At 69.2% G+C, this 25453-nt stretch carries 17 protein-coding genes; 12 read left to right on the top strand and 5 right to left on the bottom strand.

Annotated features, from left to right (window positions below):
* Positions 1-97: 97 nt before the first annotated feature.
* The gene (locus AB0C19_RS28680) at positions 98-895 is read right to left on the bottom strand and encodes a hypothetical protein (RefSeq protein WP_357190301.1); all 798 of its coding nucleotides are present in this window, start codon (positions 893-895) and stop codon (positions 98-100) included.
* 80 nt (positions 896-975) lie between these two features.
* Between AB0C19_RS28680 and AB0C19_RS28675 the strand changes: the two genes are divergently transcribed.
* Together AB0C19_RS28675 and AB0C19_RS28670 are read left to right on the top strand one after the other, a co-directional pair.
* On the top strand, positions 976-1920 hold the full coding sequence (locus AB0C19_RS28675; RefSeq protein ID WP_357190292.1) for a Ppx/GppA phosphatase family protein: 945 nt from the start codon (positions 976-978) through the stop codon (positions 1918-1920).
* Positions 1921-1995: 75 nt separating this feature from the next.
* Positions 1996-2802, top strand: a complete 807-nt coding sequence (locus AB0C19_RS28670) for a sugar phosphate isomerase/epimerase (protein ID WP_091402756.1) — start codon at positions 1996-1998, stop codon at positions 2800-2802.
* Between the two features lie 32 nt (positions 2803-2834).
* On the opposite strand, the gene AB0C19_RS28665 is transcribed toward AB0C19_RS28670, so the two are convergent.
* The 3 genes from AB0C19_RS28665 to AB0C19_RS28655 are packed head-to-tail and all read right to left on the bottom strand — an operon-like array spanning position 2835 to position 4879.
* Positions 2835-3422, bottom strand: a complete 588-nt coding sequence (locus AB0C19_RS28665) for a CGNR zinc finger domain-containing protein (RefSeq protein ID WP_328652015.1) — start codon at positions 3420-3422, stop codon at positions 2835-2837.
* A gap of 19 nt (positions 3423-3441) precedes the next feature.
* Positions 3442-4608 (bottom strand): glutathionylspermidine synthase family protein, encoded by a 1167-nt coding sequence (locus tag AB0C19_RS28660; protein ID WP_357190290.1) that lies wholly within the window; start codon positions 4606-4608, stop codon positions 3442-3444.
* A gap of 1 nt (position 4609) precedes the next feature.
* Positions 4610-4879 carry a hypothetical protein gene (locus AB0C19_RS28655; protein WP_357190288.1) on the bottom strand — a complete coding sequence of 90 codons (270 nt, stop codon included), beginning with the start codon at positions 4877-4879 and terminating at the stop codon, positions 4610-4612.
* A gap of 106 nt (positions 4880-4985) precedes the next feature.
* Here AB0C19_RS28655 and AB0C19_RS28650 point away from each other — a divergent pair, with 106 nt between their 5' ends.
* Both AB0C19_RS28650 and AB0C19_RS28645 read left to right on the top strand, forming a co-directional pair.
* On the top strand, positions 4986-5906 hold the full coding sequence (locus AB0C19_RS28650; RefSeq protein WP_357190286.1) for a proline dehydrogenase family protein: 921 nt from the start codon (positions 4986-4988) through the stop codon (positions 5904-5906).
* Between the two features lie 162 nt (positions 5907-6068).
* The gene (locus AB0C19_RS28645; protein WP_357190284.1) at positions 6069-7358 is read left to right on the top strand and encodes a hypothetical protein; all 1290 of its coding nucleotides are present in this window, start codon (positions 6069-6071) and stop codon (positions 7356-7358) included.
* Positions 7359-7418: 60 nt separating this feature from the next.
* On the opposite strand, the gene AB0C19_RS28640 is transcribed toward AB0C19_RS28645, so the two are convergent.
* Entirely contained in the window at positions 7419-11885 is a 4467-nt protein-coding gene (locus AB0C19_RS28640; RefSeq protein WP_357190282.1) for a LamG-like jellyroll fold domain-containing protein, read from the bottom strand.
* 426 nt (positions 11886-12311) lie between these two features.
* Here AB0C19_RS28640 and AB0C19_RS28635 point away from each other — a divergent pair, with 426 nt between their 5' ends.
* The 8 genes from AB0C19_RS28635 to AB0C19_RS28600 all read left to right on the top strand — a co-directional run bounded on the left by AB0C19_RS28635 (position 12312) and on the right by AB0C19_RS28600 (position 25352).
* Complete coding sequence (locus AB0C19_RS28635; protein WP_357190280.1) at positions 12312-19157, top strand: RHS repeat-associated core domain-containing protein; 6846 nt, start codon at positions 12312-12314, stop codon at positions 19155-19157.
* Between the two features lie 36 nt (positions 19158-19193).
* Positions 19194-19532: a hypothetical protein gene (locus AB0C19_RS28630; RefSeq protein WP_357190278.1), complete on the top strand. Its 339-nt coding sequence runs from the start codon at positions 19194-19196 to the stop codon at positions 19530-19532.
* A gap of 278 nt (positions 19533-19810) precedes the next feature.
* Entirely contained in the window at positions 19811-21193 is a 1383-nt protein-coding gene (locus AB0C19_RS28625) for an efflux RND transporter periplasmic adaptor subunit (RefSeq protein WP_357190276.1), read from the top strand.
* Positions 21190-22179 (top strand): ABC transporter ATP-binding protein, encoded by a 990-nt coding sequence (locus AB0C19_RS28620; protein WP_357190274.1) that lies wholly within the window; start codon positions 21190-21192, stop codon positions 22177-22179. Before AB0C19_RS28625 ends, AB0C19_RS28620 begins: the two co-directional genes overlap by 4 nt.
* Positions 22176-23360 (top strand): ABC transporter permease, encoded by a 1185-nt coding sequence (locus AB0C19_RS28615; RefSeq protein WP_357190271.1) that lies wholly within the window; start codon positions 22176-22178, stop codon positions 23358-23360. Before AB0C19_RS28620 ends, AB0C19_RS28615 begins: the two co-directional genes overlap by 4 nt.
* Positions 23361-23572: 212 nt before the next feature.
* Positions 23573-23782: a helix-turn-helix domain-containing protein gene (locus tag AB0C19_RS28610; protein WP_007465625.1), complete on the top strand. Its 210-nt coding sequence runs from the start codon at positions 23573-23575 to the stop codon at positions 23780-23782.
* 269 nt (positions 23783-24051) lie between these two features.
* The gene (locus tag AB0C19_RS28605) at positions 24052-24153 is read left to right on the top strand and encodes an AURKAIP1/COX24 domain-containing protein (RefSeq protein WP_007465623.1); all 102 of its coding nucleotides are present in this window, start codon (positions 24052-24054) and stop codon (positions 24151-24153) included.
* A gap of 122 nt (positions 24154-24275) precedes the next feature.
* On the top strand, positions 24276-25352 hold the full coding sequence (locus tag AB0C19_RS28600; protein ID WP_112674034.1) for an NAD-dependent epimerase/dehydratase family protein: 1077 nt from the start codon (positions 24276-24278) through the stop codon (positions 25350-25352).
* Positions 25353-25453: the final 101 nt, after the last annotated feature.

The raw sequence follows: 25453 nt of genomic DNA, 5'->3' as shown, positions 1-25453 counted from the left end.
CATCGACCGGCGCAGCTACCAAGCCACCACCAGTATCGACATCGTCATCCCCGACCCTTGACGACCACACCAACCACTTAACTGAACGGCGTTGGAGCTAGACCTCGTCGGCCGGGTGCGGGGCGATCATGCCCTGCTTCGTTCTGGTCGCGCACAGCTCGGCCAGCCGCTCGTACGCGGCAGCGCCGATCAGGGCGGTCAGCTCCGGCCCGTACGACAGGTACATCGGCTCGGTGCCGACGTGCGCGTCAGTCGAGGAGGTGCACCACCAGTCCAGGTCGTGCCCGCCGGCTCCCCAACCCCGCCGGTCGAACTCGGACAGGGTGGAGACCAGCACCTTGCTGTTGTCAGGTCGCTTCACCCAGTCCTGATCGCGGCGGATCGGCAGCTGCCAACAGACGTCCGGCTTGTATTCCAGCGGGTGCACCCCGTCGCGCAGCGCCTGGGCGTGCAGGGCGCAACCGCCACCGCCGGCGAAGTCGGCGTCGTTGAGGAACACGCACGGACCGTCGGGGCCCTGGGTGGCGGTGCGGCGGGCAGGGGTCTTGCCGTCGATGGTGTCCTCGTCGGTCCAGTTCTTGAACCCGCGCCGGAAATGCTGCCAGGTCGACGGGGCGAGTCGCCGCACGGCGTTGCGAACCCGCTTCTCGTCGTCCGAGTCGGTGAAGAACGCCCCGTGCGAGCAGCAACCGTCGGCGGCCCGGCCCGCGATGATGCCGTGGCAGCCCTTGCCGAAGATGCAGGTCCAGCGGGAGAGCAACCAGGTCAGGTCGGCCCGGATCAGGTGCGTCTCGTCGGCCGGGTCGGTGAACTCGATCCACTCCCGAGGAAAGTCCAGGGGCACCTCGCGACTGCGCGGGTCACCCGGGTCGTCCACCAGCACACGGAGCTCCATCGTCACTCGGCCCAGCGTACGCGCGGTGACGTCCGCAGGCCGGTGAGCCGCGCAAACGTGTTGCGCCTACTGTCTTCACCATGCGACTGGGTGTCCTCGACGTCGGATCCAACACGGTGCATCTCCTTGTGGTGGACGCCCACCACGGCGCGCACCCGTGGCCGGCGCACTCCGAGAAGGTGGTGCTCCGGCTGGCCGAGCAGATCGGCCCCGACGGCGCGCTGACCGAGGCGGGCGCGGACGGCCTGGTCAAGGCGGTGGGCATGGCCAAGGCGGCGGCCACCGGGTTGGCGGCCGACGACCTGATCGCCTTCGCCACGTCCGCCGTGCGCGACGCCACCAACGCGGCCGAGGTGCTGGCCCGGGTCCGGGACGAGACCGGCGTACGCCTGGCGGTGCTCTCCGGGGCGGACGAGGCGCGGTCGACGTTCCTGGCCGTACGGCGGTGGTTCGGCTGGTCGGCGGGCCGGCTGCTGGTGCTGGACATCGGTGGCGGCTCGCTGGAGATCGCCGCTGGCATCGACGAGGACCCGGACGTCGCGGTCTCCCTGCCGCTCGGGGCCGGTCGGCTGACCCGCGAGCGGCTGCGGGTCGATCCGGCCAGCGCGGCCCCGCCGTCGGCGGAGGCCGTCGACAAGCTCCGGGAGTACGTGGACGGCCGGCTGGACAAGGTGGTCGACCAGATCACCCAGGTGGGCTGGGACCGGACGGTGGCCACCTCGAAGACGTTCCGCACCCTGGCCCGACTGGCCGGGGCTGCCCCGTCCGGTTCCGGGCTGTGGGTGCGACGCAGCCTGACCCGGGCCGGCCTGCGGCAGGTCATCGGCTTCATCCGGCACATCCCACCGGCGCAGGTGATGGAGTTGGAGGGGGTCAGCGCGGGTCGGGCCCACCAGTTGCTGGCCGGTGCCGTGGTCGCCGAGGCGGTGATGCGCCGCCTGGATCTGGACTCGCTGGACATCTGCCCGTGGGCGCTGCGGGAGGGCGTCATTCTCCGCCGGCTCGATCAACTGGAGCCGATCTGATCCGGCGGCCGTTTTCGGTCGGTTTGCCGGCGCTCGTCACGATGCCCCCGGCGCTGCCGGGCTACGCTGGCTGATGTGACTTCCCGCGTTCCCGTGCTTTTGTCCAGCTCGTCGGTCTTTCCCGAGCCGACCGCGGCGGCGTTCCAACTGGCCGCGGCGCTCGGCTACGACGGCGTCGAGGTGATGGTCTGGACCGACGTGGTCAGCCAGGACGCGGGCGCCCTGCGCGGCCTCTCCACGCACTACGACGTGCCGGTGCTCTCGGTGCACGCGCCCTGCCTGCTGGTCACCCAGCGGGTGTGGAGCCCGGACCCGTGGGAGCGCCTGCGCAAGGCCGCCGAGCTGGCTGAGACGCTGGGCGCGCCGACAGTCGTGGTGCACCCACCGTTCACCTGGCAGCGGGACTACGCACGCAACTTCGCCGAGGGTCTGGCCACCGTCGCGGACCGGTTCACCGGGCTGCGCTTCGCTGTGGAGAACATGTACCCGGTGCGGATGGCGGGCCGGCAGTTCGTCCCGTACGTGCCCGGTTGGGACCCGACCGACGCGGGCTACCCGTCGTACACCCTGGATCTGTCGCACTGCGCGGCCTCGCACAGCGACCCCCTGGAGATGGCCGACCGGATGGGCGCCGGGCTGGCGCACGTGCACCTCGGTGACGGCACCGGCGAGGGCCGCGACGAGCACCTGGTGCCCGGGCGCGGCACCCAGCCCTGCGGGGAGCTGCTCTCCTCGCTGGCCGGCCGGGGTTTCACCGGCGCGGTGGCGGTGGAGGTCGCCACCCGGGGCGCGAAGAGCCGCGCGGTGCGCGAGGCGGACCTGCGCGCCGCGCTGGAGTTCGCCCGCCAGCACCTGACCGCGTCGTCACCTGTCGACGCCTGACCCGACCGCCCGAGAATCGGGCGGTGGCGGTGTCAGCTGACCGCTGAGAGGGAATCGGCGGCGGACGTCGGCTGCGGGGCTACGGTCACCTGCTCGCCGACCGCCGCCCGCTTACGGGCCCGGTGCGCGGCGACGTGCGAGCGGGTGGCGCAGCGCTCCGAGCAGAACCGCCGGCAGCAGTTGGACGACGTGTCCAGGTAGACGTTGCCGCACCGCTCGTCGGCGCAGACCCCGAACCGGGCGCTGCCGTACTCGCAGAGCCAGACCGACAACCCCCAGACCGCACCGGCCAGATATTCGGCACTGACCGAGGCGCCCCGACTGGTCACGTGCATGTGCCAGTCGCTGGAGTCGTGCCCGGAGATGCGCGGCTGCACCGGGAACGCCTCGAGCAGCGCGTTCAGCTCGGTGACCGCCTGGCCGTCCCGCCCCGAGGTGCCGTACTCGAAGACGTCGCGCAACCGTTTCTGCGCCCGGCGGAAAATCGCCACGTCCCGGTCCGCGACCTCGTCGCGCATCCAGGCGTTCTCGTCGGGGAAGAGGGCCCGCAGGTCGTCGAGGTCGTCCAGGCGGGCGTTGACCAGGTCAACGCCGGTCCGGGCGTACGCGTCGAAGTTCACGCCCCCAACGGTAGACGACTCAGCGGGTGCGCGGCGCGTCGATGTAGTGCGGCAGGAACCGGGCGTAGCCATCGGTGATCAGACTCGCGCTCTCCCGCACACCCACGCCGGCCGATTCGCCGTCGACGATCCAGCTGCCCAGCACCATGCGGTTACCGGCGAACTGCGGCAACGCCCGGAACTCCTGGTAGCACCAGCCCTCGTCGCCGTAGATCCCCGGGTTGGTGATCTCCTCGTCGGCGGTGACGATGCGTACCGACCCGCCCTCGCGGCCGAGCAGTGGCTTGGCGACGTACTCCGTCATGCCGCGCGGCGAGTCGAGGTACGCCGGGAGCAGGTACTCGTGGCCCGGGTACAGCTCCCAGAGGACCGCGAGCAGCGCCTTGTTGGAGAGCAGCAGTTTCCAGGCCGGCTCGATCCAGGTGGTCGGGGTGCCCGGGGCCAGGGCAGCCGGCCCGTACGGCTCGGCCAGCATCCACTCCCACGGGTAGAGCTTGAAGCAGGTGGTCACCGGACTGTCGTCGGCGTCGACGAAGCGTCTGCCATCCCAGCCGATGTCCTGGATGGGTTGGAGCGCGACGCTCAGGCCGGCCTGCCGGGCGGTCTCGGCGAGGTAGCCGGCGGTCATGTGGTCCTCGCCGGACTCCTCCTCGTTCGACCAGAGGACGTGTACCCGGGGGTCGTGCAGCCCCGCCCCGATCTTGGCCCAGGCGCCGACCAGCCGCTCGTGCAGGCTGTTCCACTGGTCCAGCTCCGGCCGGGTCTGCTCCAGCCAGTACCACTGGATGATGCTCGCCTCGACCAACGCGGTGGGGGTGTCCGCGTTGTACTCCAACATCTTCGGAGGCCAGGTGCCGTCGTACGCGAGGTCGAAGCGCCCGTACAGGGTCGGTGGCGCCTCCCGCAGCGACCGGGCCACCGCCTCGGCCGCCCACTCCGGGATGCCGAACTCGGCGTACCGGCGCTGCGCCACCACGTGCTCGGCGGCGGCCACCGACATCCGGTGCAGTTCCTCGGTGGCCTCCTCCAGCCGCAGCACCTCGTCCAGGTCGAACGCGTACGCGGCGGTCTCGTCCCAGTACGACATGATCCCGCCGTCGGGCAGCTCGGTGTCGACGTAGACCAGCCCCTGCGACCGGATGGTGGCGTCCCAGTCGGGGCGAGGCGTGACCGTCTCGCGGCGCACGTCAGCCGCCGCAGGCGGCGAGGTGGGTGCCGAATCCGCCGCGTTCGGGCAGGGCTGCGCTGGTCGGCTCCGGGGCGGTGCGACCGGCGGCCGGGTCGCTGACCCGCATCGCCAGCGCGACGGTGTCGCCGCCGCCGACCGGCCCGAGGGCGCAGTCGTCATCGTCGTCGTCCGAGGTCATGTTGCAGCCGGAGAGGGTGAGCGCGAGAGCGGTGAGCGCGCCGAGCTGCACGGAGGCCGAGCGGAGTCGGCGGCGGGGGCGTTGGTCCACGGCATCGTTGTAGCCGATCGACGCCACCGCCGCCGCCCCGCCCCCATGTCGAGGTGGCCCGGCCGCCCCTCGGCAGGCCCCCTGGCAGGGGCGTTACGCTCGGCTCATGCTCCGTTCCGTCATCCTCGCCGCCTCCCGGTCATCCCAGGTCGAGCGGCTCGTCGCGACTGCCCCGTACACCCGGGACGTCGTCCGCCGGTTCGTCGCCGGCGCCGCCACCGACGACGCGTTGCGCGCGACCCGCGTGCTCGTCGACGACGGCCTCGCGGTCACCCTCGACCACCTCGGTGAGGACACCGTCCGCCCCGAGCAGGCCACTGCCACCCGCGACGAATACCTGAAACTGCTGAAGATGCTCGGCGCTGCGGGGCTCACCCCGGCCGCCGAGGTGAGCGTGAAGCTCTCCGCCCTCGGCCAGATGTTCGACGAGCAGTTGGCGTACGACAACGCGCGGGCGATCTGCGCGGCGGCCGACGCGGCGGGCACCACTGTCACCCTGGACATGGAGGACCACACCACCACCGACTCGACGTTGGAGGTGCTGAGCCGGCTGCGCAAGGACTTCCCGTCGACCGGTGCGGTGCTCCAGGCGTACCTGCGGCGGACCGAGTCGGACTGCCGGGAGCTCTCCTCGGCCGGGTCGCGGGTGCGGCTGTGCAAGGGTGCCTACAAGGAGCCGGAGTCGGTGGCGTACCAGTCGGCCCGTGAGGTGGACAAGTCGTACGTGCGCTGCATGAACATCCTGATGTCCGGCGACGGTTACCCGATGCTGGCCACCCATGACCCGCGGATGATCGCCATTGGTGAGGACCGGGCCCGGTGGTTCGACAGGGGTCCCGAGCGCTTCGAGTTCCAGATGCTCTACGGCATCCGCCCCGAGGAGCAGGCCCGGTTGGCCGGCGAGGGCTACACGGTGCGCACCTACGTCCCGTACGGCGACGAGTGGTACGGCTACCTGATGCGCCGGCTCGCCGAGCGCCCCGCCAACATGGTCTTCTTCGGCCGTGCCCTGATCTCCAAGAAGTAGTTCCTCCGGTTCGGCCGACGGGCCGGCGGCGACCCCTCGGGTCACCGCCGGCCCGTTTCGCCATCCGGCTCGTCGGTCAGCCGAAGCTGGTGAGCGAGCGGCCGGGCCGATCGGCCCGGGGCGGCCTCGCCGCATCCAGGTAGTGGTCGTACCCTTCGGCGGGTGACTGACGAGGTGCAGCAGCCAGCACCACGGCGGCTCTGGCCGCTGTGGACGGTGCTCGTGGTGGTCGTCCTGCTGCTGGGCTGCGGCCTGCCGGCGGCGCTCGTCGTCGGAGTGATCCGGGAGACAGGATCGCGCCCCACTGTCAGCCGGGTCGGCTCCTCGGCGGCCGACGACCCGGCCACCGCCGTGGCCAGAGGGCTGTCCGACCGGATCACCGCCCAGCTCCACCGGCAGTCCGCGGCACTCCTGGGCGGCGACCGCGCCGGCTTCCTCGCCGTCGCCGATCCCGCCGCCCACAACGACCTGCGCCGGCGCTTCGCCGCACTGCGCGAGCTCAAGGTGACCGGCTGGCGGGCCGAGCCGAGTGGCCTGCCCGTACCGATCATCGGCAAGCCCGGCGAGTGGCGGCTGCTGGTGCGCTTCCAGTACTGCTTCGTCACGCCGAACTGCCGGCCCAGCCCGGTGCTGATCGGCACCCGGTGGCGGGAGAACGGCGACCAGCCCCGGATGGTCGCCATGGAGGAATCCAAGTCGGTGGAGACCGGCACCCGACCGTGGGAGATCAGCGACCTGGCGGTCGCCGTCGGCGCGCGGACCATCGTCGCCACCACCCCGGCGCTGCGCGGCAAACTGCCCGGCCTGCTCGCGCAGGCGGAGGCCGCGGCGAAGGTCGCCGACGGGTACGCGGTGACCGGCTCGCCGCCGGACCGATACCGGATCTTCTACGCCGGGCGCACCGAGTGGCAGCGCTGGTACGGCGGGGAGCGCCCAGAATGGACCGGCGGGTACGCGGTCACAGTGGGCGGCGGCCACCACGAGGTGGTGCTCAACGCCGAAGGGCTCTCCAACAGCGGCACCGACGACCTGCTCCGGCACGAGCTGACCCACGCGGCGTCGCTGCCGGAGCGCGGCTACCCGGGGAAGCTCACCTGGTGGTTGGTCGAGGGCCTGGCCGAGTTCGCCGGTGCCGGCGGCCAGGCGGTCGACAGGTACGAGGGGATCGCCGACGTCCGCAAGATGGTCCGGGGCGGCTGGGACGGCAAGTTGGAGGGCGTCAACCCCGCCGACGACGCCTCCGCCGAGCGGGTAGCCGCCAGCTACGGCATCGGCTACCTGGCCGTCCGGCACCTCGTCGACCGGTACGGGCCGTTGCGGCTGCTGACCTTCTTCAAGACAGTGGTGCACGACGGCCGGACCATTGAGGCGGCCTCCGAGAAGGCGTTCGGTGAGCAGTGGTCGACGCTGCACGACGAGTGCGTGGCGTACGTCCGCGCGACCGCCGGCTGAGCCGCGCGTTCGCCTGCTGGCGGCGGTGGGCCGGGCGGACGCCCGACCCACCGCCGTCGTTCACCAGCCGGTGCCGATCGACGATCGGGTACCGAGGCTGCCGTTGGCGGCTCCCGGATACATCCAGAGAATGCCTGTCACGTTCTCCCGGGCGAGGATGTCGGGCTTGCCATCCCCGTTGAAGTCGGTCATCCCGAAGGACGTGTAGTTCGCCCACTGGATGCCGACCTGGGTGATGGTCCGCGCCTGCAGGTCGTACACCCGCAGCAGGGCGGTGTCGATCTCCCGGCCGTACAGCTCCGGCGTGGCGTCACCAACCACGTTGGCCACCCCGAACCCGGTGTACTGGTCGCTCCAGCCGTCACCGACGTCGATCCTGGGCAACCTGCCACCCGCCAGGTCACCCGGGTAGACCCACAGGTCGTGTGTCGTGCCCGCGGTGTAGACGTCCTGGTAGCCGTCCTTGTTGAAGTCGCCAATCCCGAACGGTCGGTAGCTGCACCACTGAGAGCCGGAGAACGTGGGAGTGGGGCTCAGATCGTCGGCGGTGCCCAGGAACACCTGCAGGTCACAGGTGACGTTGTCCCGGACGACCACGTCCTGGTAGCCGTCGTGGTCCATGTCCGCGATGCCGAACGAGGTGAACTGGCCCCACCCCGAGGAGATCAGCCGTGGTGCGGTGAGCTGGTTGTTGACCTTGCGGTAGCGCCACAGGCTGCCGATGGTGTCCGTCGCGTAGACGTCGGTCTGCTTCGTGCCGGTGCCCGGCGGGGTCCAGGTGGTGGCACCGACCGAGGTGAGCGAACCGCTCTTCGTGACGTTCGTCGCCCCGACCTGGGTGGGGGTGAGCGCCCGCTTCCACACCTGCAGGTTGCTGAGCATTCCGGAGTAGTGCGCCGTCGGTGCGCCTAGGTACTTGTAGCGGCCCGCCACGAACTTGCCGGTGCTCGGCCACGTCGGCGTGGCGGTGTACTGCGCGCTTCCCTTGATCACCCCATTGACGTAGAGCACGATCGTCCGGGTCTCGGCGTTGTAGGTGCCGACCAGGTGCGTCCAGACCCCCAGCGCCGTACCGGCAGGTGCCACTACCTGCGTGTACGACCAACCGCTGTCGGCGTTGCCGAGACCGAATCGCCAGGTGTTGTCACTCTGGTTGTTCCAGAGCAGGAAGCGCGACGCGTTCGCCCCGTCCTCACTGGCGATGACACCGCCGGCGGCCGTGGGCTTGGCCCAGACCGAGATGCTGAACGACTTGCTCGTGTCGACCAGTCGCTCGTTGACCGACAGCGCGCCCTGCTTGGACGCGTCGACGATGGTCCCGGTCTTGTCGACGTTGAGGAACAGCGCCGGGCTGAAGAGTTCGCCGCCTCGCCAGTAGGCGTTGCCGCCCTCCACGGTGAGAGATTTGCCGCCGGAGACATCCTTCGCGCTGGTGACCGCGGCGTCCGGCAGGTCGTCGAACTGCCAGGTGTGGTCCGAGGTGACAAGCGTCTGCTTCGGCTGGGCGGTGATGGTGGCGCTGCTGGTTTGGATGTTGGTGACCAGCCAGGCGGTCGTGACCGCACCGGCGCCGACGGTCCACAGGTCGGGGTTGCCGTCGGCGTTGATGTCACCGGCGCGCAGGTTGAGCGCAGCATTCGTGTTCCAGCCGCTGGCGGCCAGGGTGCGGGCGGTGTAGGTGAGCTGTCCGGTGTCCTGGTTGTAGGCCAGGTTGGACCAGAGGTGCAGCGCGCCGGTGGTCCGGTTCCAGAGGAACATCGCCGCGCCCGTGCTGGTCTGCGTTGTGGTGATCGTCCAGTTGTTCCAGTCGGCGCCGCCGGTCGGGGTCAGTGCCCCGGTCGAGGTCGCCCCGAAGAACAGGCTGGTCCCCGGGAAGCTGGGGTAGTAGGTGAGTTGGTAGCCGTTCGTGGCGTCGCCGCTGGTGCCGATCAGGTCCGGGAAGCCGGAGCCGGGCCCCCGCGCCTCACCGGCGTTCGCCAGCTGGATCGGCGATCGGCCGTACTCGTCGAGGAGGTAGTCGGCCAGGAGGCTGGTCTGGACCCCACCGCGCTCCGGCATCAAGGTCGATCCATCGCCGTTGCCGGCGAGGATCCCGCCACCGCCGGCGTTGTTACCCGTCGGGTAGTAGATCAGCACGTCCTGAAGGTTGCCGCCGGTGAATCGTCCCGTGATGACCTGAGCGCCGTTGAAGTCGGCCGGAGAGTTCTCACCGGTGACCCCGTTCCCTCGTGCGCCCATGTTGCTGATGCTCGGGTTTACCCCGGCCGCGCCATTGTTCTTTGCCAGCCACAGGCCAGCCTTGAGGTTGTTCACCGAGCCACCGGTGAGAAGGTCGGCTCGGCCGTCGCCGGTCAGGTCGCCGTCCGGTGCCACTACGGACGAGGGGTCGGCATTGAACGACAGGATCGCGGTATCGCCGAAGTTCTTGCCCGCAGCAGTGACGCTGGTGACGGAGATCGTGTTGGTGAAACGGTTCGGGGTGATCTGCAAGTTCGCGTTGCCGTTCGCGTCGGGGGTGACGCTCTGCGGCGGTGCCGCGTTCAACTGGTAGACGTAGTTGGTGGGCACGGCGCCGCTGGACGGCGGCTTGACCGAGACCGTGACTGGCTGCCCGATCGTCGGCTGTACGGCGAGTTCGGAGATGTTGGGCGGTCCGGCCCTTGTGGCGTCGAAGGTGAACCGACAGGTGGTCGACCAGTTGCTGGAGGTACGGAAGTCGGTCGTCTGCACCTTCCAGGCGAAGGTGGTCGGAGTTCCCGCACTGCCGCTTGTCACGCCCGCGGCGGCTGCCAACGCGGCTCGCGGTACGACAAATACCGCAGTGGTGCCGGAGGAGTACGTCAGCAGGTTGGGATTGGTGCTGGCGATGGCCGTCTGGGAGGCATCGCTGTTCTTCCAAAGCTTGAAGGTGACCCCGAGCGCTCCTCGGTCCGCGTCGGAAACCGGCGCGTACAGGGAGACGGCGGTGTCGCCGACCACTGTCGGGCTGGCCGCGATGCAGTCTGTCGCGGGGGAGGTGGTCAATCCGGTCGGCGCGGCGGGTGCGTGGTTGTAGCGGATGGTCAGCGTGGGGCTGGTCTCCAGGAACTCCTTCCAGCTCTGGGCGTCGCTGGCCTCGTTGGCGGCGACCATCCACAGGGTGCGGGTCGACTTCTTGGCCGTGACGTCGGCCTTGATCTGCCCGGTGATGTCGAAGGACACGCCGTCGGCGTCGCAACCGCTGTAGCCGTACGCGAAGCTCTTGCTGGCGATGGCGCTGCCCTTACTCACCCCCTCCCAGTAGTTCCAGGTGGCGTTGCTGGAACTCAATGTGGTGCCCGGGCCGTAGATGTTCACCGTCTTGTCGGTGCAGCTCCAGGATCTGGTGTTTGTGATCTTGAAGAGGGCGTCCGCGATCTCGGCGCCGGCCAGGGTGGAGTACGGGACTGGGAAGTTGATCAGAGTGTTCGACCGCTGGCTTCCCGAGTTACCGACCTGCATCCGGCCGATCGGGTCCGGAGTGTTCTTCCAGTAGTTGGTCGACTGGTGCTGGTAGGAGATCGAGGCCCAACCGCTCATCTTGGGGCCGACCGGCGTCCAGTTGAAGGTGGGGTCGATGTAGAGGGGGAACACCGCTGCCGGGTCGTTCAGCAGCTTCCGGTCGGGGGTGAGCCGCAGCTTCCCGGCACCGATCTGGACAGCGATCGGGGCCGTCCGCGCCCCGCGACCGGGCCCGCCCGGGGTGGAAGCGGCTCCTCGTTCGTTCGTGCCAGCCTGTGCGCCCGCGCCGCTGGCGGAATCCCACATCGCGGGGGCGGGCGCGGTGATTACCGTCCGGCCGCCACGATCGCGCCCGGTGATGTTGCCGGCCGGGTCGGCTGTCAGCTCGACGCCCTTCGTGGCGGTGGCGAGGTCGAGGGCCGCGAGCCGCGGGTTGGCGGCAGCCTGTCGGTTTTTGACCACGAAGACGTGCGAGAAGGAACCCTCGGTGTCGACCCGGACGGTCAGGTCGACCCCGGGCAGCACCTCGGCGTAGGTGGCGGTTGGCCCCGACAGGGTCGGCGTCGGCAGGGTCAACGGAGCGGTGACCGACAGTGCGCGGTCCCCGCTGGTCATCTGGGCGAGCGGTCCGCCGCCACCGGCGGAGACGCGGATCGGGTTGGTGGTGACGGCCGCCGTGATGCTGCCGTCGGCGTTTCGGACCAGTGTCGGGTCCAGGTCCTTCCACGTGCCGTTCACCCTGGTGCGAGTGGGTACGGCCGACTCGGTCAGTTCCATCATCCCGTCTGGGCGGGCGGTGAAGGTCGTGGTCGACGTCCGGGCGCCGGTTGCCTCGACCGGCTTGCCAGTCCGCTTCGCCTCGACCATCGCCCGGTCGACGCTGAGTGATCCATCCGCCGGCTTCGGTGCGGGCTTGCTGGGCGCGGCGGCGGCCGGTACGGCGGGTAGGAACGTGGCTGAGGTGGCCAGGACGAGGCTTGCGACGACACCCGTGGTGAGCGTTCGTCTGGATGTCGACGTCCTCGGTTGAGGACCGATTTTGGGCATGAAGAGGTATCTCCCCCGTGAGTGAAGCCGTCGGACGCGGAGCACGTCCGTTGGGCGGCCACAGTGAACCAGCACCTACGGCACCCGTGGAACGGAGGACGTCACACGGAGTCGTCCCTTTCGGACTCACTGCAGCGTATTTGCCGCTGTGATCGTGGTCATTTGTTATCGCACCGTTACCTTCGGGGGAAGCCGACATGAAACATTGTTCGCGCCACGGGGGTGTGCGACGAGACACCCTGCGTGGATTTCTGACGATCTCGCAGAGGTGAGGGTGAAATGGCCGGGCACGGGGGATTGCGCCTACTTACACGGCGCAAACGGCTGGGGGCACTGACCGCGGCTACGTCGCTGGTGGCGAGCTTGTTGGTGGGTGCACCGGCGGCTGCGAAGCCGGAAGACAGTGGATTGTCCACACTGCCGCCCATGTCGCCAGGGCGTTCGGTGACCGGTGTCAAGCCGCTGCCCACGAACTTCGTGACTCCACCCGACCAGGCCAAGTCGACCTATCGACCGTCGCGGACGGCGTGGCCGAAGGCTGCCTCGACGACTGTGGCGTTGACCGGATCGGCGTCCGCGGCCCGGGCTACGGCACCGGCGAAGGCCCGCGCGGCGGGCACCCCGGTCTGGGTGGAACCGGTCGTCAAGCGCGGACGGTACGCCGGCCCGCAGCAGATGCGGGTGTCGGTCGCCGACCGCAAGGCGACCGAGGCGGCAGGCGTCGGCGGCGTGCTGCTCTCGGTGACCCCGTCGTCGACCGAGCCAGTCAACGGATCGGTGCGCGTCGGCGTCGACTACGCCGACTTCGCCGAGGCGTACGGCGGCAACTACGGCTCCCGACTGCGACTCGTGCGGATGCCAGCGTGCGCCCTCACCACACCGGCGCTCGCCGAGTGCCGAACGCCGACACCGTTGGTCTCCACCAACGACCCGGCGAGCAACTCGGTCTCGGCCGAGGTGCCGATCACGACCGCCACCGCCGACAGCCGGTCGGCCGACTCGGCGATGGTCTTCGCCGCCATGGCGGGTGCTGGCGACGAGGGCGGTAGGGGCGGCACCTATGCGGCGACCGACCTGAAGCCGACCGGTTCGTGGACGGCAGGTGGCAGCACGGGCTCGTTCAGCTACTCGTACCCGGTGACCGTGCCACCGACCCGGTCGAAGCTCCTGCCGCAACTGGCCCTCTCCTACAACTCCGGTGGTGTCGACGGTCAGACCGCCGCGACCAACGCGCAGGCCTCCTGGGTGGGCGACGGCTGGACCACCCCGAAGTCGTACGTCGAGCAGACCTTCGTCTCCTGCGCGGACGACCCGGGTGGCAGCCCGTCCCCGGTCAAGACGAACGACCGTTGCTACGCCGGCCCGGTCCTCACCATCGCCCTCAACGGATCCTCCAGCTCACTGATCTGGGACTCCGCCAAGAGCGTCTGGAAGATGCAGAACGACACGGGCGCGGTGGTCACCCGGGTCATGAACTCGGGCAACGGCAGCGGAACCAAGGACACCGACTACTGGCGGGTCACCGAGCGGGACGGCACCGTCTACGAGTTCGGCCGTAACCGCCTGCCGGGTTGGACGACCAACAAGCCGGAGACCAAGTCGGTCGACCACATCCCGGTCTACTCGGCCCACTCGGGAGACCCCTGCTACAACGCGGCCGGCTTCAGCTCGTCGGTCTGCACAATGGCGTACCGGTGGAACCTCGACTACGCCAAGGACGTCCACGGCAACGCGATGGCCTACTACTACAACCAGGCCACCAACTACTACGGACGCAACGAGGGCGCCACCGACGTGTCCTACATCCGGGACAGCAACCTCGCCCGGATCGACTACGGCTTCCGCGACAACGGCGCGTACGGCATCATCCCCAACCAGGTGGTCTTCAACACCGACGACCGCTGCCTCTCCGGCACCTGCAAGCCGCTGAACGAGGCGAACAAGGCCAACTGGCCGGACGTGCCGTTCGACCTGGTCTGCAACTCGGGCACGGACTGCAAGCCGTGGAGTCCATCGTTCTTCTCCACGGTGCGGCTGACGTCCATCGAGACCCAGCAGTACGACGCGAGCCTCACCCCGCCGTACCGGAAGGTCGACACCTACGCGTTCACCCATACGCTGCCGAACCCAGAAGACGAGACATCGCCGGCGCTGTGGCTGTCATCGATCACCCGCACCGGGCACGACACCACCTCCGGTGGCTCCACCAGCGCCATCTCGCTGCCCTCGGTGTCGTTCACCGGCATCAAGTTGCCCAACCGGGTGGACACCGCAGGTGGCTACCCGTCGTTCTACCGGCAGCGGATCGCGACGATCACCACCGAGACCGGTTCGGTCATCTCGCCCAGCTACGAGCTGCCGAAGCGCTGCACCGCGCCGGTGACGATCAGTCCCACGTCCAACACCCAGTCCTGCTACCCCGTCTACTGGACGCCGGACGGGCTGCCGAACCCGATCCGGGACTGGTTCCACAAGTACGCGGTCACCCGGGTCACCACGACCGACCCCACCGGGGGCGCCCCGGCCACCTCCACCAACTACGAGTACGTCGACGGCGCGGCGTGGCACTTCGACGACAACGAGGTGGTCAAGGCCAAGTACCGCACCTACGGCCAGTTCCGCGGTTACGGCAAGGTTCGGGTCCGCAACGGTGACGGCGCGAACGACCCCCGCACCCTGGGCGAGACCACCTACTACCGTGGCATGAGCAAGAACAACAACACCACTGTCGTCAACGTCACCGACAGCGCCGGCGGCGTCCACGAGGATGTCGATCAGCTCGCCGGGCGTGCCCTGGAGACCACCTCGTACCTGGGTGACGGCGGTCCGATCGACAACTCGACTGTCACCTCGTACTGGGTGTCGGACGCGACAGCTACCCGGAGCCGCACGGGGCTCCCGGCGCTGACCGCGACGTTCAGCGCGCCGGTGCAGACCTGGCGGCGGCAGGCGGTCACCTCGGGTTCCAGCACCACCTGGCGATACAGCCAGACCGACATGTCGTACGACGCGTCGACCAGCTCCGCGACCTTCGGCCTGCTACAGCACTCGTACGACCACACAGTGCCGGCGAACCCCGCCTACGACCGGTGCACGAGCACGACGTACGCCCCGGCCAACACCGGTCTCAATCTGGTCGGCCTGACCAGCCAGGTCGAGACAGTGTCGGTGGCCTGCGCCGGCTTCCGCGCCGGCTCGCCGACGTCGGTGCCGGGCAGCACCAACACGCTGGCAGCCCCGACCACTGTCAACCGGCCGGCGCAGGTCGTCTCGCATGCCCGGACCTACTACGACGACCCGCAGTTCGCGACCACGTTCCCGCAGGCGGCCCCGAGCCGGGGCAACGTCACGATGGTCCGCAAGGCGTCCGACTGGGTCTCCGGCGGATATGCCTACCAGACCACCGACCGGGTCGAGTTCGACGCCTACGGTCGCGCCATCGGCACCTGGGACGGCAACGGCAACAAGTCCACCACCAGCTACACCGACAACGCCGCCGGCCTGACCACCGGCATGACCCTGCAGAACGCGGAGGGCCACGGCACCTCCACGACCATGACCACGCTGCGTAATCTCCCCACGAGCAGCACCGATGCCAACGGGGTGGTCACCCGTACCCAGTACGACGCGCTGGGTCGGCTGAAGACGGTCTGGTTGGCGTCCAGGCCCACCAGCGCTCTGCCGAACGTGAAGCACAGCTACACGGTTTCCAAGAGCGGGCCAACCGCGACGACGACCGAGACGCTGAACCTCAATAACAGCTACGCGACCACCACCACCATCTACGACGCCCAGTACCGGGTGCGGCAGACCCAGGCGGACACGAACGTGGGCGGCCGGATGATCTCCGACTCGTTCTACGACAGCCGGGGTTGGGTGCGGGCGACCTACAACGGCTGGTGGGACGCCGCCAGCGGGCCGAACACGGTTCCGGTCTACGCCGACTCGCTGGAGAAGAAGGCTCTCAACCAGACCTTCAACACCTACGACGGGCTTGGCCGGGTCATCCTGGCCGAGAGCGCCCGCGACGGCGTGGTCAAGTCGTCGACCAGGACGGTGTACAACGGCGACCGTACGACGGTCATCCCGCCGACCGGTGGCACCGTCACCGCGACGGTCACCGACCCGATGGGCCGGTTGGAGAAGCAACTCCAGTACACCGCAGCGCCGACGCTGGTTTCCCCGTCGAACTCGTTCACCGGCGTCTACCGCCTCACCGGCGGCACATCGGTGGACAGCACCTACGGCTACGACGGGCAGGACAACCAGTCGACAGTTACCGACGCTGCCGGTAACCCCTGGATCAGCACGTTCAACCTGCTGGGGCAGGTGGTCAGCAAGGACGACCCCGATGCCGGCACCAGCACCATGCGCTACGACGGCGCGGGCAACGTCATCGAGTCGACCGACGGTCGCGGCAAGACCGTCTCGTCCACCTTCGACAAGATCAACCGTCGTACGGCCAGCTTCGCCGCGACGGCCGCGACGCAGTCGGCCAGCAACAAGCTGGCGGCATGGGTGTACGACAACGACAACAGCGCCGCGTCGATCACGAATGCGATTGGCAAGTTGACCACGGCGACCGCCTTCCGCAATGGCGCCGAATACAGCACTCAGTGGATCAACTTCGACTCCTTCGGCAACTCGAAGGGCGAGACGATCACCATCCCCGCTGTCGAAGGGGCGCTCGGCAACACGTACGCGTTCGGGCACACCTATTCAGCGACGACCGGGCTTCCGGTTACCGACACCTACCCGGCCAGGGGAAACCTGCCCAGCGAGACAGTGATTCGCGCCTACGGCGGAATACTGGACCTGCCGACGGTCGTCGGTGGGCTTGCCGGCTACAGCGCGTCCGTCGACTACGACGCGTGGGGACGGGTCACCCGTAACCTTGTGGGTCTTTCGACGAGCGGGGCCTCGGTCGTCAACATCTACGACGACCACAACGGGCGACGTAAGCAACAACTGGTGACCAAGACGACGACCACCACCAAGGACGTCGGCAAGCGAGACTACGAGTACGACCTGTACGGCAACATCACCAAGACCGTCGACACCCGCTCCGACCCGACCACCGCGTCGGAGACGCAGTGTTACCGGTACGACTCGCTGCGGCGGCTCACCAAGGCATGGACGGCGACCGACGCGTGCGCGGTCACGCCCACCCTCGGTAATCGCGCCATGGTCGGCAGTGGCATCGGTGCCACCAGCGCCTACTGGACCGAGTGGAACGTCGACTCGCTCGGCAACCGGAAGAGTCAGACCCAGTACTCGACGTCTGGCGGGACCGACACCACCACCAACTACGTGTACGACGGCAACGCCAAGGGCCAGCCGCACACGTTGACGAGCACCGCCACCTCCGGTGGACTCACCGGCAGCACCTCGTACAGCTACGACGACGCGGGCAACATGACCACCCGCAAGGCCGGGCAGGGCACCCAAACTCTGAACTGGGACGACGCTGGTGAGTTGGCGTCGGTGACCGGCAGCACTGGCGGAAACAGCTCGTTCCTGCACGACGCCGACGGCAACCTGTTGATTCAGAAGGACCCGGGGGTCACCACCCTCTACCTGCCCGGTCAGCAGATCACCCTCAACACCAACACCCAGGCGTTGAGCGGCACCCGCTACTACCCGCTGCCCAGCGGTGCGGTGGCCTATCGCACGGGCAGTGGCACCGCGTACGGGTTCACCATCCCGGACCACCAGGGCACGCCGAACCTCTACCTGAACAACACTGCCCAGGTGCCGACCTGGCGGCAGTACACCCCGTACGGCGCGCCCCGCGGCTCTACCGTCACGGCGCCGGACAACCGCGGCTTCCTGAACCAGCCGCTGAACACGAGCACCGGCCTGACCCAGGTCAGCGCCCGAAACTACGACCCGACAATCGGTCGGTTCGTCTCGGTCGACCCGTTGCAGGACCTAGCCGACCCGCAGCAGTGGAACGGCTACTCCTACGCCAACAACTCCCCGGTCACCATGAGTGACCCGGACGGTCTGATCCCGGCTGACTGCCTAGAGTTCGATTGCCGTGGTTACGACCCCCGTCCCCTGGAGGAAGGGGATGGTCGCGGCGCCGGGGGCTGCCCAGGTGGCTGCGGCACCAAGGCCAACACCGATTGGGGCGACGCGAACGGCAAGACGAGCACTAAGTCGAGGTTCGACCACCCGCGAAGCCTGGGTCACGGCATTGTGGTGCCGCCGACTGTTCCACTCGAAGACTTCATGCGGCGATGGAATGACCAGCGTGCTGATTACTACCGGATATCGAGCCAAGGTAACAACGACGTCCTGATGGAGCGGGACACCCGCATGCTCGCGTTGAGTATCTGTTGGGAGATGCGCTCATCCAATGGATGCGGTGATTGGTATCAAGAGTTGTGGTCCGGTCACTTCTATTGGAGTGTCGAGAACTTGCCGGACGATGACCGGCTCATTTCCGGTACGCCCGGGAAGCTTGGTAAGGGTGGCAAGGGTTGCAATTGTGGCTGCAAGAGCTTTAGTGGTGACACCAAGGTTCTAATGGCCGACGGCACCACCAAGCGACTTGATGAGCTGGAGGCCGGGGACGAGGTCATGGCCGCGGACCCGGAGACCGGCGAGCAGGGCCCACGAGTCATCACGGACGTATGGGTCCATCAGGACGATCTCGTCGATCTTCAACTCGTTGGCGCCGTTGTCACTACGACAGAGGATCATCCGTTCTGGAACCGGACAGACGGGGAATGGCAGCGGGCTGACAGGCTCGACGTGGGCGACCTCGTGTTGTCGTCGGACGGCAAGACCCGATCCGTCGTGGGTATTCGTCCGGATACTGCCTACGCAGACCTTGCCTACAACCTCACCGTTGCCGGCCTCCACACCTACTATGTGGTGGCCGGTGACACGCCAGTCCTGGTTCACAATAGTGGAGGGGACGACTGGCTCTATCGTGGCCTGGCGTCTGACCACCCAGGACTCGACGAGGCGCGGCGTGGAATCGCGACACCCTGGGGTGGGCATAACGACCCCGACAGGCATGCCGGTGGTAACACTCGCAGCAACTTTACATCCTGGACCACCGATCCTGATATTGCTCTTGACATCAGCAGAGAGGGCGGCGGGCCGGGCGTAGTCCTCCGAGTGCCTCGATCGTCCGTCGCATCACAGATCGTTGATGGGGTTAACTACCCGTATGACGAAGGTGAGGTGACTCTTCGCGGCCAGGTAACGGGCGCGGATGTGCGGTCGAGTGTCGGTGGCGCCACGTTCTCCGGATGCTAAGCTACTCGAGCCTGAGGCGTGGATGGGAACTCCCAGATGCATGAATCATCCCTGGTTGACGCAGTTGAAACGTGGTGCGCGGCAGCGTTTTCTTCGGCGGTCCGTGCCTCCGGAATTCGAGAGGCAGAAGGGTCAACCGCTTCGGTCGCGGCGGTTCGCACCATTTACGTCCGGCGCCGGAGACGACTCGCCCCAGACTCGCCGCTGACCGTTCAGACGAACGGAATCCTTGAGGCGCTGGACAAGCTGGAAGGCGATACTTTTGAGATGATCCGATTTAGCACGCACGACGGCCTCAAGGGCATCGTTTTGGCAACGGAATCAGGTGTCCCGGTATTCGCGTTTCCGCTTCCTTATGGTAAGGAATTCGAATGAGAAATGCGGCTCCGCTGGTGTCGCGGAGGGCTGGGGAACTGCTAGTGAAGGCTCCGTAGCTGGTATTTCTGTGTAAGCGATTGGTTGGCGGAGTGGTGCCATTGCTGAACGTGTTGGCGCCACTCCGCCGTCCACTGCGGGGCGTGGTTGTGCGTGTGGGTACGGGGCGGGCTGCCAAAAGCGCTTTCTAGCCTGGGTGGATAGTCGATGTCTCATCCCACGACCACCCCGGAGATGCCATTCATGGCAAAGGGAGGAGGTGGCCGTACGATCGATGCGTGCGCCGCCTCCACCCGCCGCGGCCCGCGAGCGCCACGCGGCCCCGCCTGCTCATTGCCCTGACCGCCGTCGTCGTTCTCACCGCCACCACCGCCGCGTCCTGCGGCGACGAAGGCCCCGACCTCGCGCTCGCGTCAGCTGCCCGCAACCCGGTCACCGAGGTGATCGACGCTCCGGCCACGGTGACCGCTCGCGCCGCCGCCACCCTCATCGCTCCCGCCGACGGCACCCTGGCCAGCCTGCGCGTCCAGCCTGGACAGCGGGTGAAGCGCGGTCAGGTGCTGGCAGTGGTCGACTCACCGAACGCGCAACAGCGTCTCCGTCAGGCCAAGGAGGCGCTGACCGCCGCTAAGCGCGCCGGCCGGGGCGTCGGAGCCGGCAACCTGACCAGCAGCCGGCGCGGCACCGACAAGGCCGCCGACGAGGCGTTCGACGCGGCCCGGAAGGCCGCCGAGAAGATCGCCGACCCGCAACTGCGCGACGTGCTGCTCACCCAGGTGACGTCCGCGCAACGCCAGTACGCGGCCGCCGCGCGCAGCGCCGACCAGGCGGTCCGCGCGGTGCAGCGGGGGATCAACGGGTTGAGTTCCGCGGTCGGCGCGCTCTCCGCGGCGCAACGGCTCCAAGCCCAGCAGGCGTACGACCTGGCGAAGGCGACAGTCGACGCGCTGACCCTGCGCGCCCCGATCGCCGGGGTGGTGCAGCCCGGCGGCACCCGGGCCGGCGGTGGCGCGAATGCCGGTCTGGCCGGGTTGTTGGAGCAGGCCGGTGGCGCCGGCCTCGACCCGTCCGTGCTGGCCCCCAGTCAGGGCGGGCCGCCGGCCGGGGTGGACGACGCCGTAGTGGTCGGTGGGCTGGTCAGCGCCGGCGCGCCGGTGCTGACAGTTGTTGATACCGGACAGCTCGGGCTGCTCGCCGAGGTGGACGAGACCGACGTACTCCTCGTCAAGGCCGGCGTGCCCGCCACTGTCGAGTTGGACGCCGTCACCGGCGCCAGCTACGACGCCACCGTCCGCTCGGTCGACGTGCTGCCCACCAACTCCGCGCAGGGCGGGGTCACCTACCGGGTCCGCCTCGCGCTGGGCGCCGGGAAGCTGGCCGAGGACGAGCCGGCCCCGACGCCCCGCCCTGGCATGAACGCGATAGTGCACCTGCGGGTACGCGAGGCCGTCGACGCGGTGACCGTCCCCGCGTCCGCGGTGTTCTCCGCCGACGGCCGGGACGCGGTCTGGGTGGTCCGTGACGGCAAGGCGGGCCGCGCTTCGGTGACGGTGGGCGTCCAGGGGTCCGACCTCGTGCAGATCCTCAACGGCGTGCAGCCCGGCGACCGGATCGTGGTGCGTGGCGCCGACCAGGTCCGCGACGGCCAGGAAGTCCAGTGAGCGAAGCCGCCGTGGCGGATCCGCCGGCAGGCAAGCGCGTTCCGGCCATCGAGGCGGTGGACGTGTCCCGGACGTACCAGCTCGACGGGGTGTCGGTGGAGGCGCTGCGCGGGGTGTCGCTCACAGTGCAACCGGGGGACTACGTGGCCCTGGTCGGCCCGTCCGGCTCGGGCAAGTCCACTCTCATGCACCTCCTCGGTGGGCTGGACCGGCCCACCGGTGGCCGCCTGGTCATCGGCGGCCGGGACGTCAACGCCCTCGCCCCACCGGAGATGGCGACCCTGCGCAACGAGACCATCGGCTTCGTCTTCCAGGCGTTCCACCTGTTGCCGCGTACCTCGGCGGTGGAGAACGTGGCGTTGCCCCTGGTCTACCGGGGAGTCTCGGCCCGGCAGCGGCGGGAGCGGGCGGCGGCGATGCTGGGCCGGGTCGGCCTCGGGCACCGGCTGGATCACCGGCCCAACCAGATGTCCGGCGGTGAGCAGCAGCGGGTGGCGATCGCCCGCGCGCTGGTCACCGAGCCGACGGTGCTGCTGGCCGACGAACCCACAGGCAACCTGGACAGCGTCACCGGTGCCGCAGTGCTTGAGCTGTTGGAACAACTGAACGCGGAGTCGGGGGTGGCGCTGGTGATGGTCACCCACGACCAGGAGGTAGCGGCCCGCGCCCACCGCCGGATCACCATGCGCGACGGGGTGGTCGTGGCGGACAGCGCCGCCCCGCGCTCCGCTCATGATCGACCGCCGTCCGTTGATCACGGTCGACCTGCGACACTGGTCCCCGCTCCCAGCGCGGAGCCCCGGTCCGCGTCCGGAAGCGGTCCGGGGCACCCGTCCGGTGGCTCCGGTGGCGCCGCCGGAGCCACCGGGCGCCTTCCGCTCGAGGTCGAGCGGCCCGAAAACGATCCGCGCGACGCCGCCCAGGGCGAGGCGCGCGACGCGGCTGCGGGTGAGCGCGAAGCCGACCGACCCGGTGGTACGGCGTGAGAGTCGCCGAGGCGTGGCGGGTCGCGCTGGACGCCCTCCGGGCCAACCGGCTGCGCAGCGCGCTGACCATGCTCGGGGTGATCATCGGGGTGGCCTCGGTGGTGCTGCTGGTGGCCATCGGCACCGGCACCAAACAGAAGGTCGAGCAACAGGTCGAGGGCCTCGGCTCCAACCTGCTGCTGGTCGTCCCCGGCCGGATCGAGGTGGGTAACGCGCCTGTCGTCTCGCCGCTGACCCTCAAGGACGTGGACGCCGTCACCCGGGTGGTCGGCGACCCCGACCGGGTGGCCGTCACCGTCGCGTCCGGGGCGACAGCGCGGGCCGGCGCCCGCTCCGACTTCACCACCGTGCAGGGCGTCCTGGAGACGACCCCGGCGGTGTTCACCCGCTCGCTGGCGCGGGGACGCTACCTCACCGGCACCGACGTGGACACCAGCCGACGGGTGGCGGTGCTCGGTGACTCGGTCGCCCGTGCGCTCTTCCCCGACCGGGATCCGCTCGGCCAGCAGGTGGCGTTGGCCGGGGTGCGGTTCCGGGTGATCGGTGTCTTCGCGCCCCTCGGGCAGAGCCTCGGTGTCGACCGGGACGACGAGGTGCACGTGCCGGTGACCGCCGCGCAGCGACTCTGGGGCACCCAGCGGGTCGACGGCATCGCGGTGAAGGCGCCGGACCGGGAGCGGATCGACGAGTTGGGCGAACGGATCGTCGCCGAGCTGAGCCGCCGACACCCGGACACCGAGTTCAGCGCGGTCACCCAGCAGCAGATCCTCGGCGTGCTCGGCGACATCCTCGGTGTCCTCACCGGCGTGCTGGCGGCCATCGCCGGCATCTCGCTGCTCGTCGGCGGCGTCGGCGTCTCCAACATCATGCTGGTCAGCGTCCGGGAGCGGACCCGGGAGATCGGGCTGCGCAAGGCCGTCGGCGCACGTCCCCGCGACATCGGCGTGCAGTTCCTACTGGAGGCGGTGCTGCTCACCACGATCGGCGGGCTCACCGGGATGGCGCTGGGCGTGGGAACCGCAGCGCTGGTCGACGCGCTGTCGCCAATCCCGGCGGCGATCACCTGGTGGTCGTTGGCGCTGGCCTTCGGGGTGTCGGCGGTGGTGGGCATCGTCTTCGGGGTCGTTCCCGCGCAGCGCGCCGGCCGTCTCGACCCGGTGGTCGCGCTGCGTACCGAATGAGCAGCGCGGCAACAACCGGACGACGGACGCGCGCGGGCGGATACCGGGAGCACGGATCGGGTGAACCGGCCACCGAAGCATGATCAGTTGCAGGAAGGGATCGCGCCGGTCACAACCGCCCCGCTACCGTACTGGTAACACGCGCGTCGCCGGCCCGGCCCGGAGCATCCGTCGGGTTGGCACGCGCCGGGCATGGGATGGGTCGGTGAGCCATGGCCGGGTCACAGTCCGACGGACGGCTGTCGGAGGTCAAGTTCCTGACCGTCGCGGAAGTGGCGACGGTCATGCGGGTGTCAAAGATGACTGTCTATCGCCTGGTGCACAGCGGTGAGCTCACCGCCGTCCGGGTCGGCCGGTCGTTCCGGGTGCCCGAGCACGCGGTGCACGAATATCTTCGGGGTGCCTTTCAGGAGACCGCCTGAGCCACCGCCCCGCCCTCCGATCGCCGGTTGACCGGCATCGGTAGGCGTGAGGAGTGAGCTCGCGGGCCTCGCGTCGCGAACCAGAGGCGGCCGGGACGGGGGCGCGTTGGTCCGGCTGACGCCCTCCGGCTACCCTGGAGCCCGACCGAGACCCCACCGGTGCGCCCCGCCGCCCAGACTGGTCCGGTCCGTTGTCCGCAAGCGGTCGCCGTCGCCACCTGCGTGGTGTCATCCGGTCCGCCCCGCACGTTGTATCGAAAGGCTGTCGTATGGGCTCGGTGGTCAAGAAGCGCCGTAAGCGCATGGCTAAGAAGAAGCACCGCAAGCTGCTGCGCAAGACCCGCGTCCAGCGTCGCCGTCTCGGCAAGTGATCGCCGCCGGGCTTTGAGCCCGGCGTTCGGCGTCACTTGCCAAACTGTCGACCTCCGGAGGCTCAGGTGATCAGGCCGTGGTCGTCCCGGCTCGGTCCATCCTGCCGGCGTAGGTGCGTCAGATGACCCCCGGTGGCACCTCAGGTGCTCCGGGGGTCGTCGTCGTCACCGGAGTGGGCCGTTACCTGGGCGCCCACGTGGCGGCCCGACTGGCCGCCGACCCGCGCATCGAACGGGTCATCGGGGTCGACGCACCGGACTCCGGCACCGAGTTCACCGACCTGCTGGACCGGGTCGAACGCATCCGCGTCGACAACGGTTCCCTCGGTGGCCTCCTCGCCGACCTGGACGTCGACGCGGTGGTGCACCTCGCGCTGGTCACCTCACCCGACCCGCAGCACGGCGGCCGGTCCGCGATGAAGGACCAGAACGTGATCGGCAGCATGCAGATGCTCGCCGCCTGCCAGCGGGCACCCCGACTGCGCAAGCTCGTGGTCCGCTCGTCGACCGCCGCGTACGGGGTGTCGTTCCGTGATCCGGCGGTCTTCACCGAGGAGACCGAACCTCGCGAGGTGCCGCGCGGCGGTTTCGGCCGCGACATCCTCGACCTTGAGGGGTACGTGCGCGGTTTCCGTCGCCGTCGGTCCGACGTCACCGCCACGGTGCTGCGCTTCGCACCGTTCATCGGCTCGACCGCCGACACGACGTTGACCCGCTACTTCTCGCAGCCGTTCGTGCCGACCGTCTTCGGCCGTGACCCCCGCCTGCAGTTCCTGCACTTCGACGACGCGTTGGAGGTGCTGCACCGGTCGATCGTGGAGGACCATCCCGGCACGTACAACGTCGCCGGCCCCGGGGTGCTGTCGCTGTCCCAGGCGATCCGGCGCGCCGGACGGGTCGCCGTCCCGGTGCTGGAGCCGGGTCTCTCCGGGGCCGCCGCGCTGGCCCGCACCATGGGCTTCGGCCGCTACGGCCTGGACCAGGTCGACCTCTTCGTGCACGGCCGGGTGGTCGACACCAGCCGGCTCGAGCAGGAGTACGGCTTCACGCCCCGGTCGACCGCCGAGGCGTTCGAGGACTTCATCCGGGCCCATCACGGTGGGGTGGTGGTCACCCGGGGCCAGTTGGCCGCCGCCGAGCAGCTCGTCCTGGACGGCATCCGGCAGGTCCGCTCAGCGGTCCGGGAGCGGTCATCGTGAGCGCGAGGAGTGGGCCGGTCTTGCGAGCCCCGCAGTCGCGAACCGAGGCGGCGTCATGAGCGGCCCGGAGGAGGGGCGCGACCCGCAGTCGGTCGGGCGTT

It is taken from the genome of Micromonospora sp. NPDC048842, from assembly GCF_040649935.1.
In the GTDB taxonomy this organism is placed as follows: domain Bacteria; phylum Actinomycetota; class Actinomycetes; order Mycobacteriales; family Micromonosporaceae; genus Micromonospora; species Micromonospora hortensis.
Note: the sequence above shows the minus strand (reverse complement) of the source record. Positions and strands in the feature narration are given on the sequence as shown.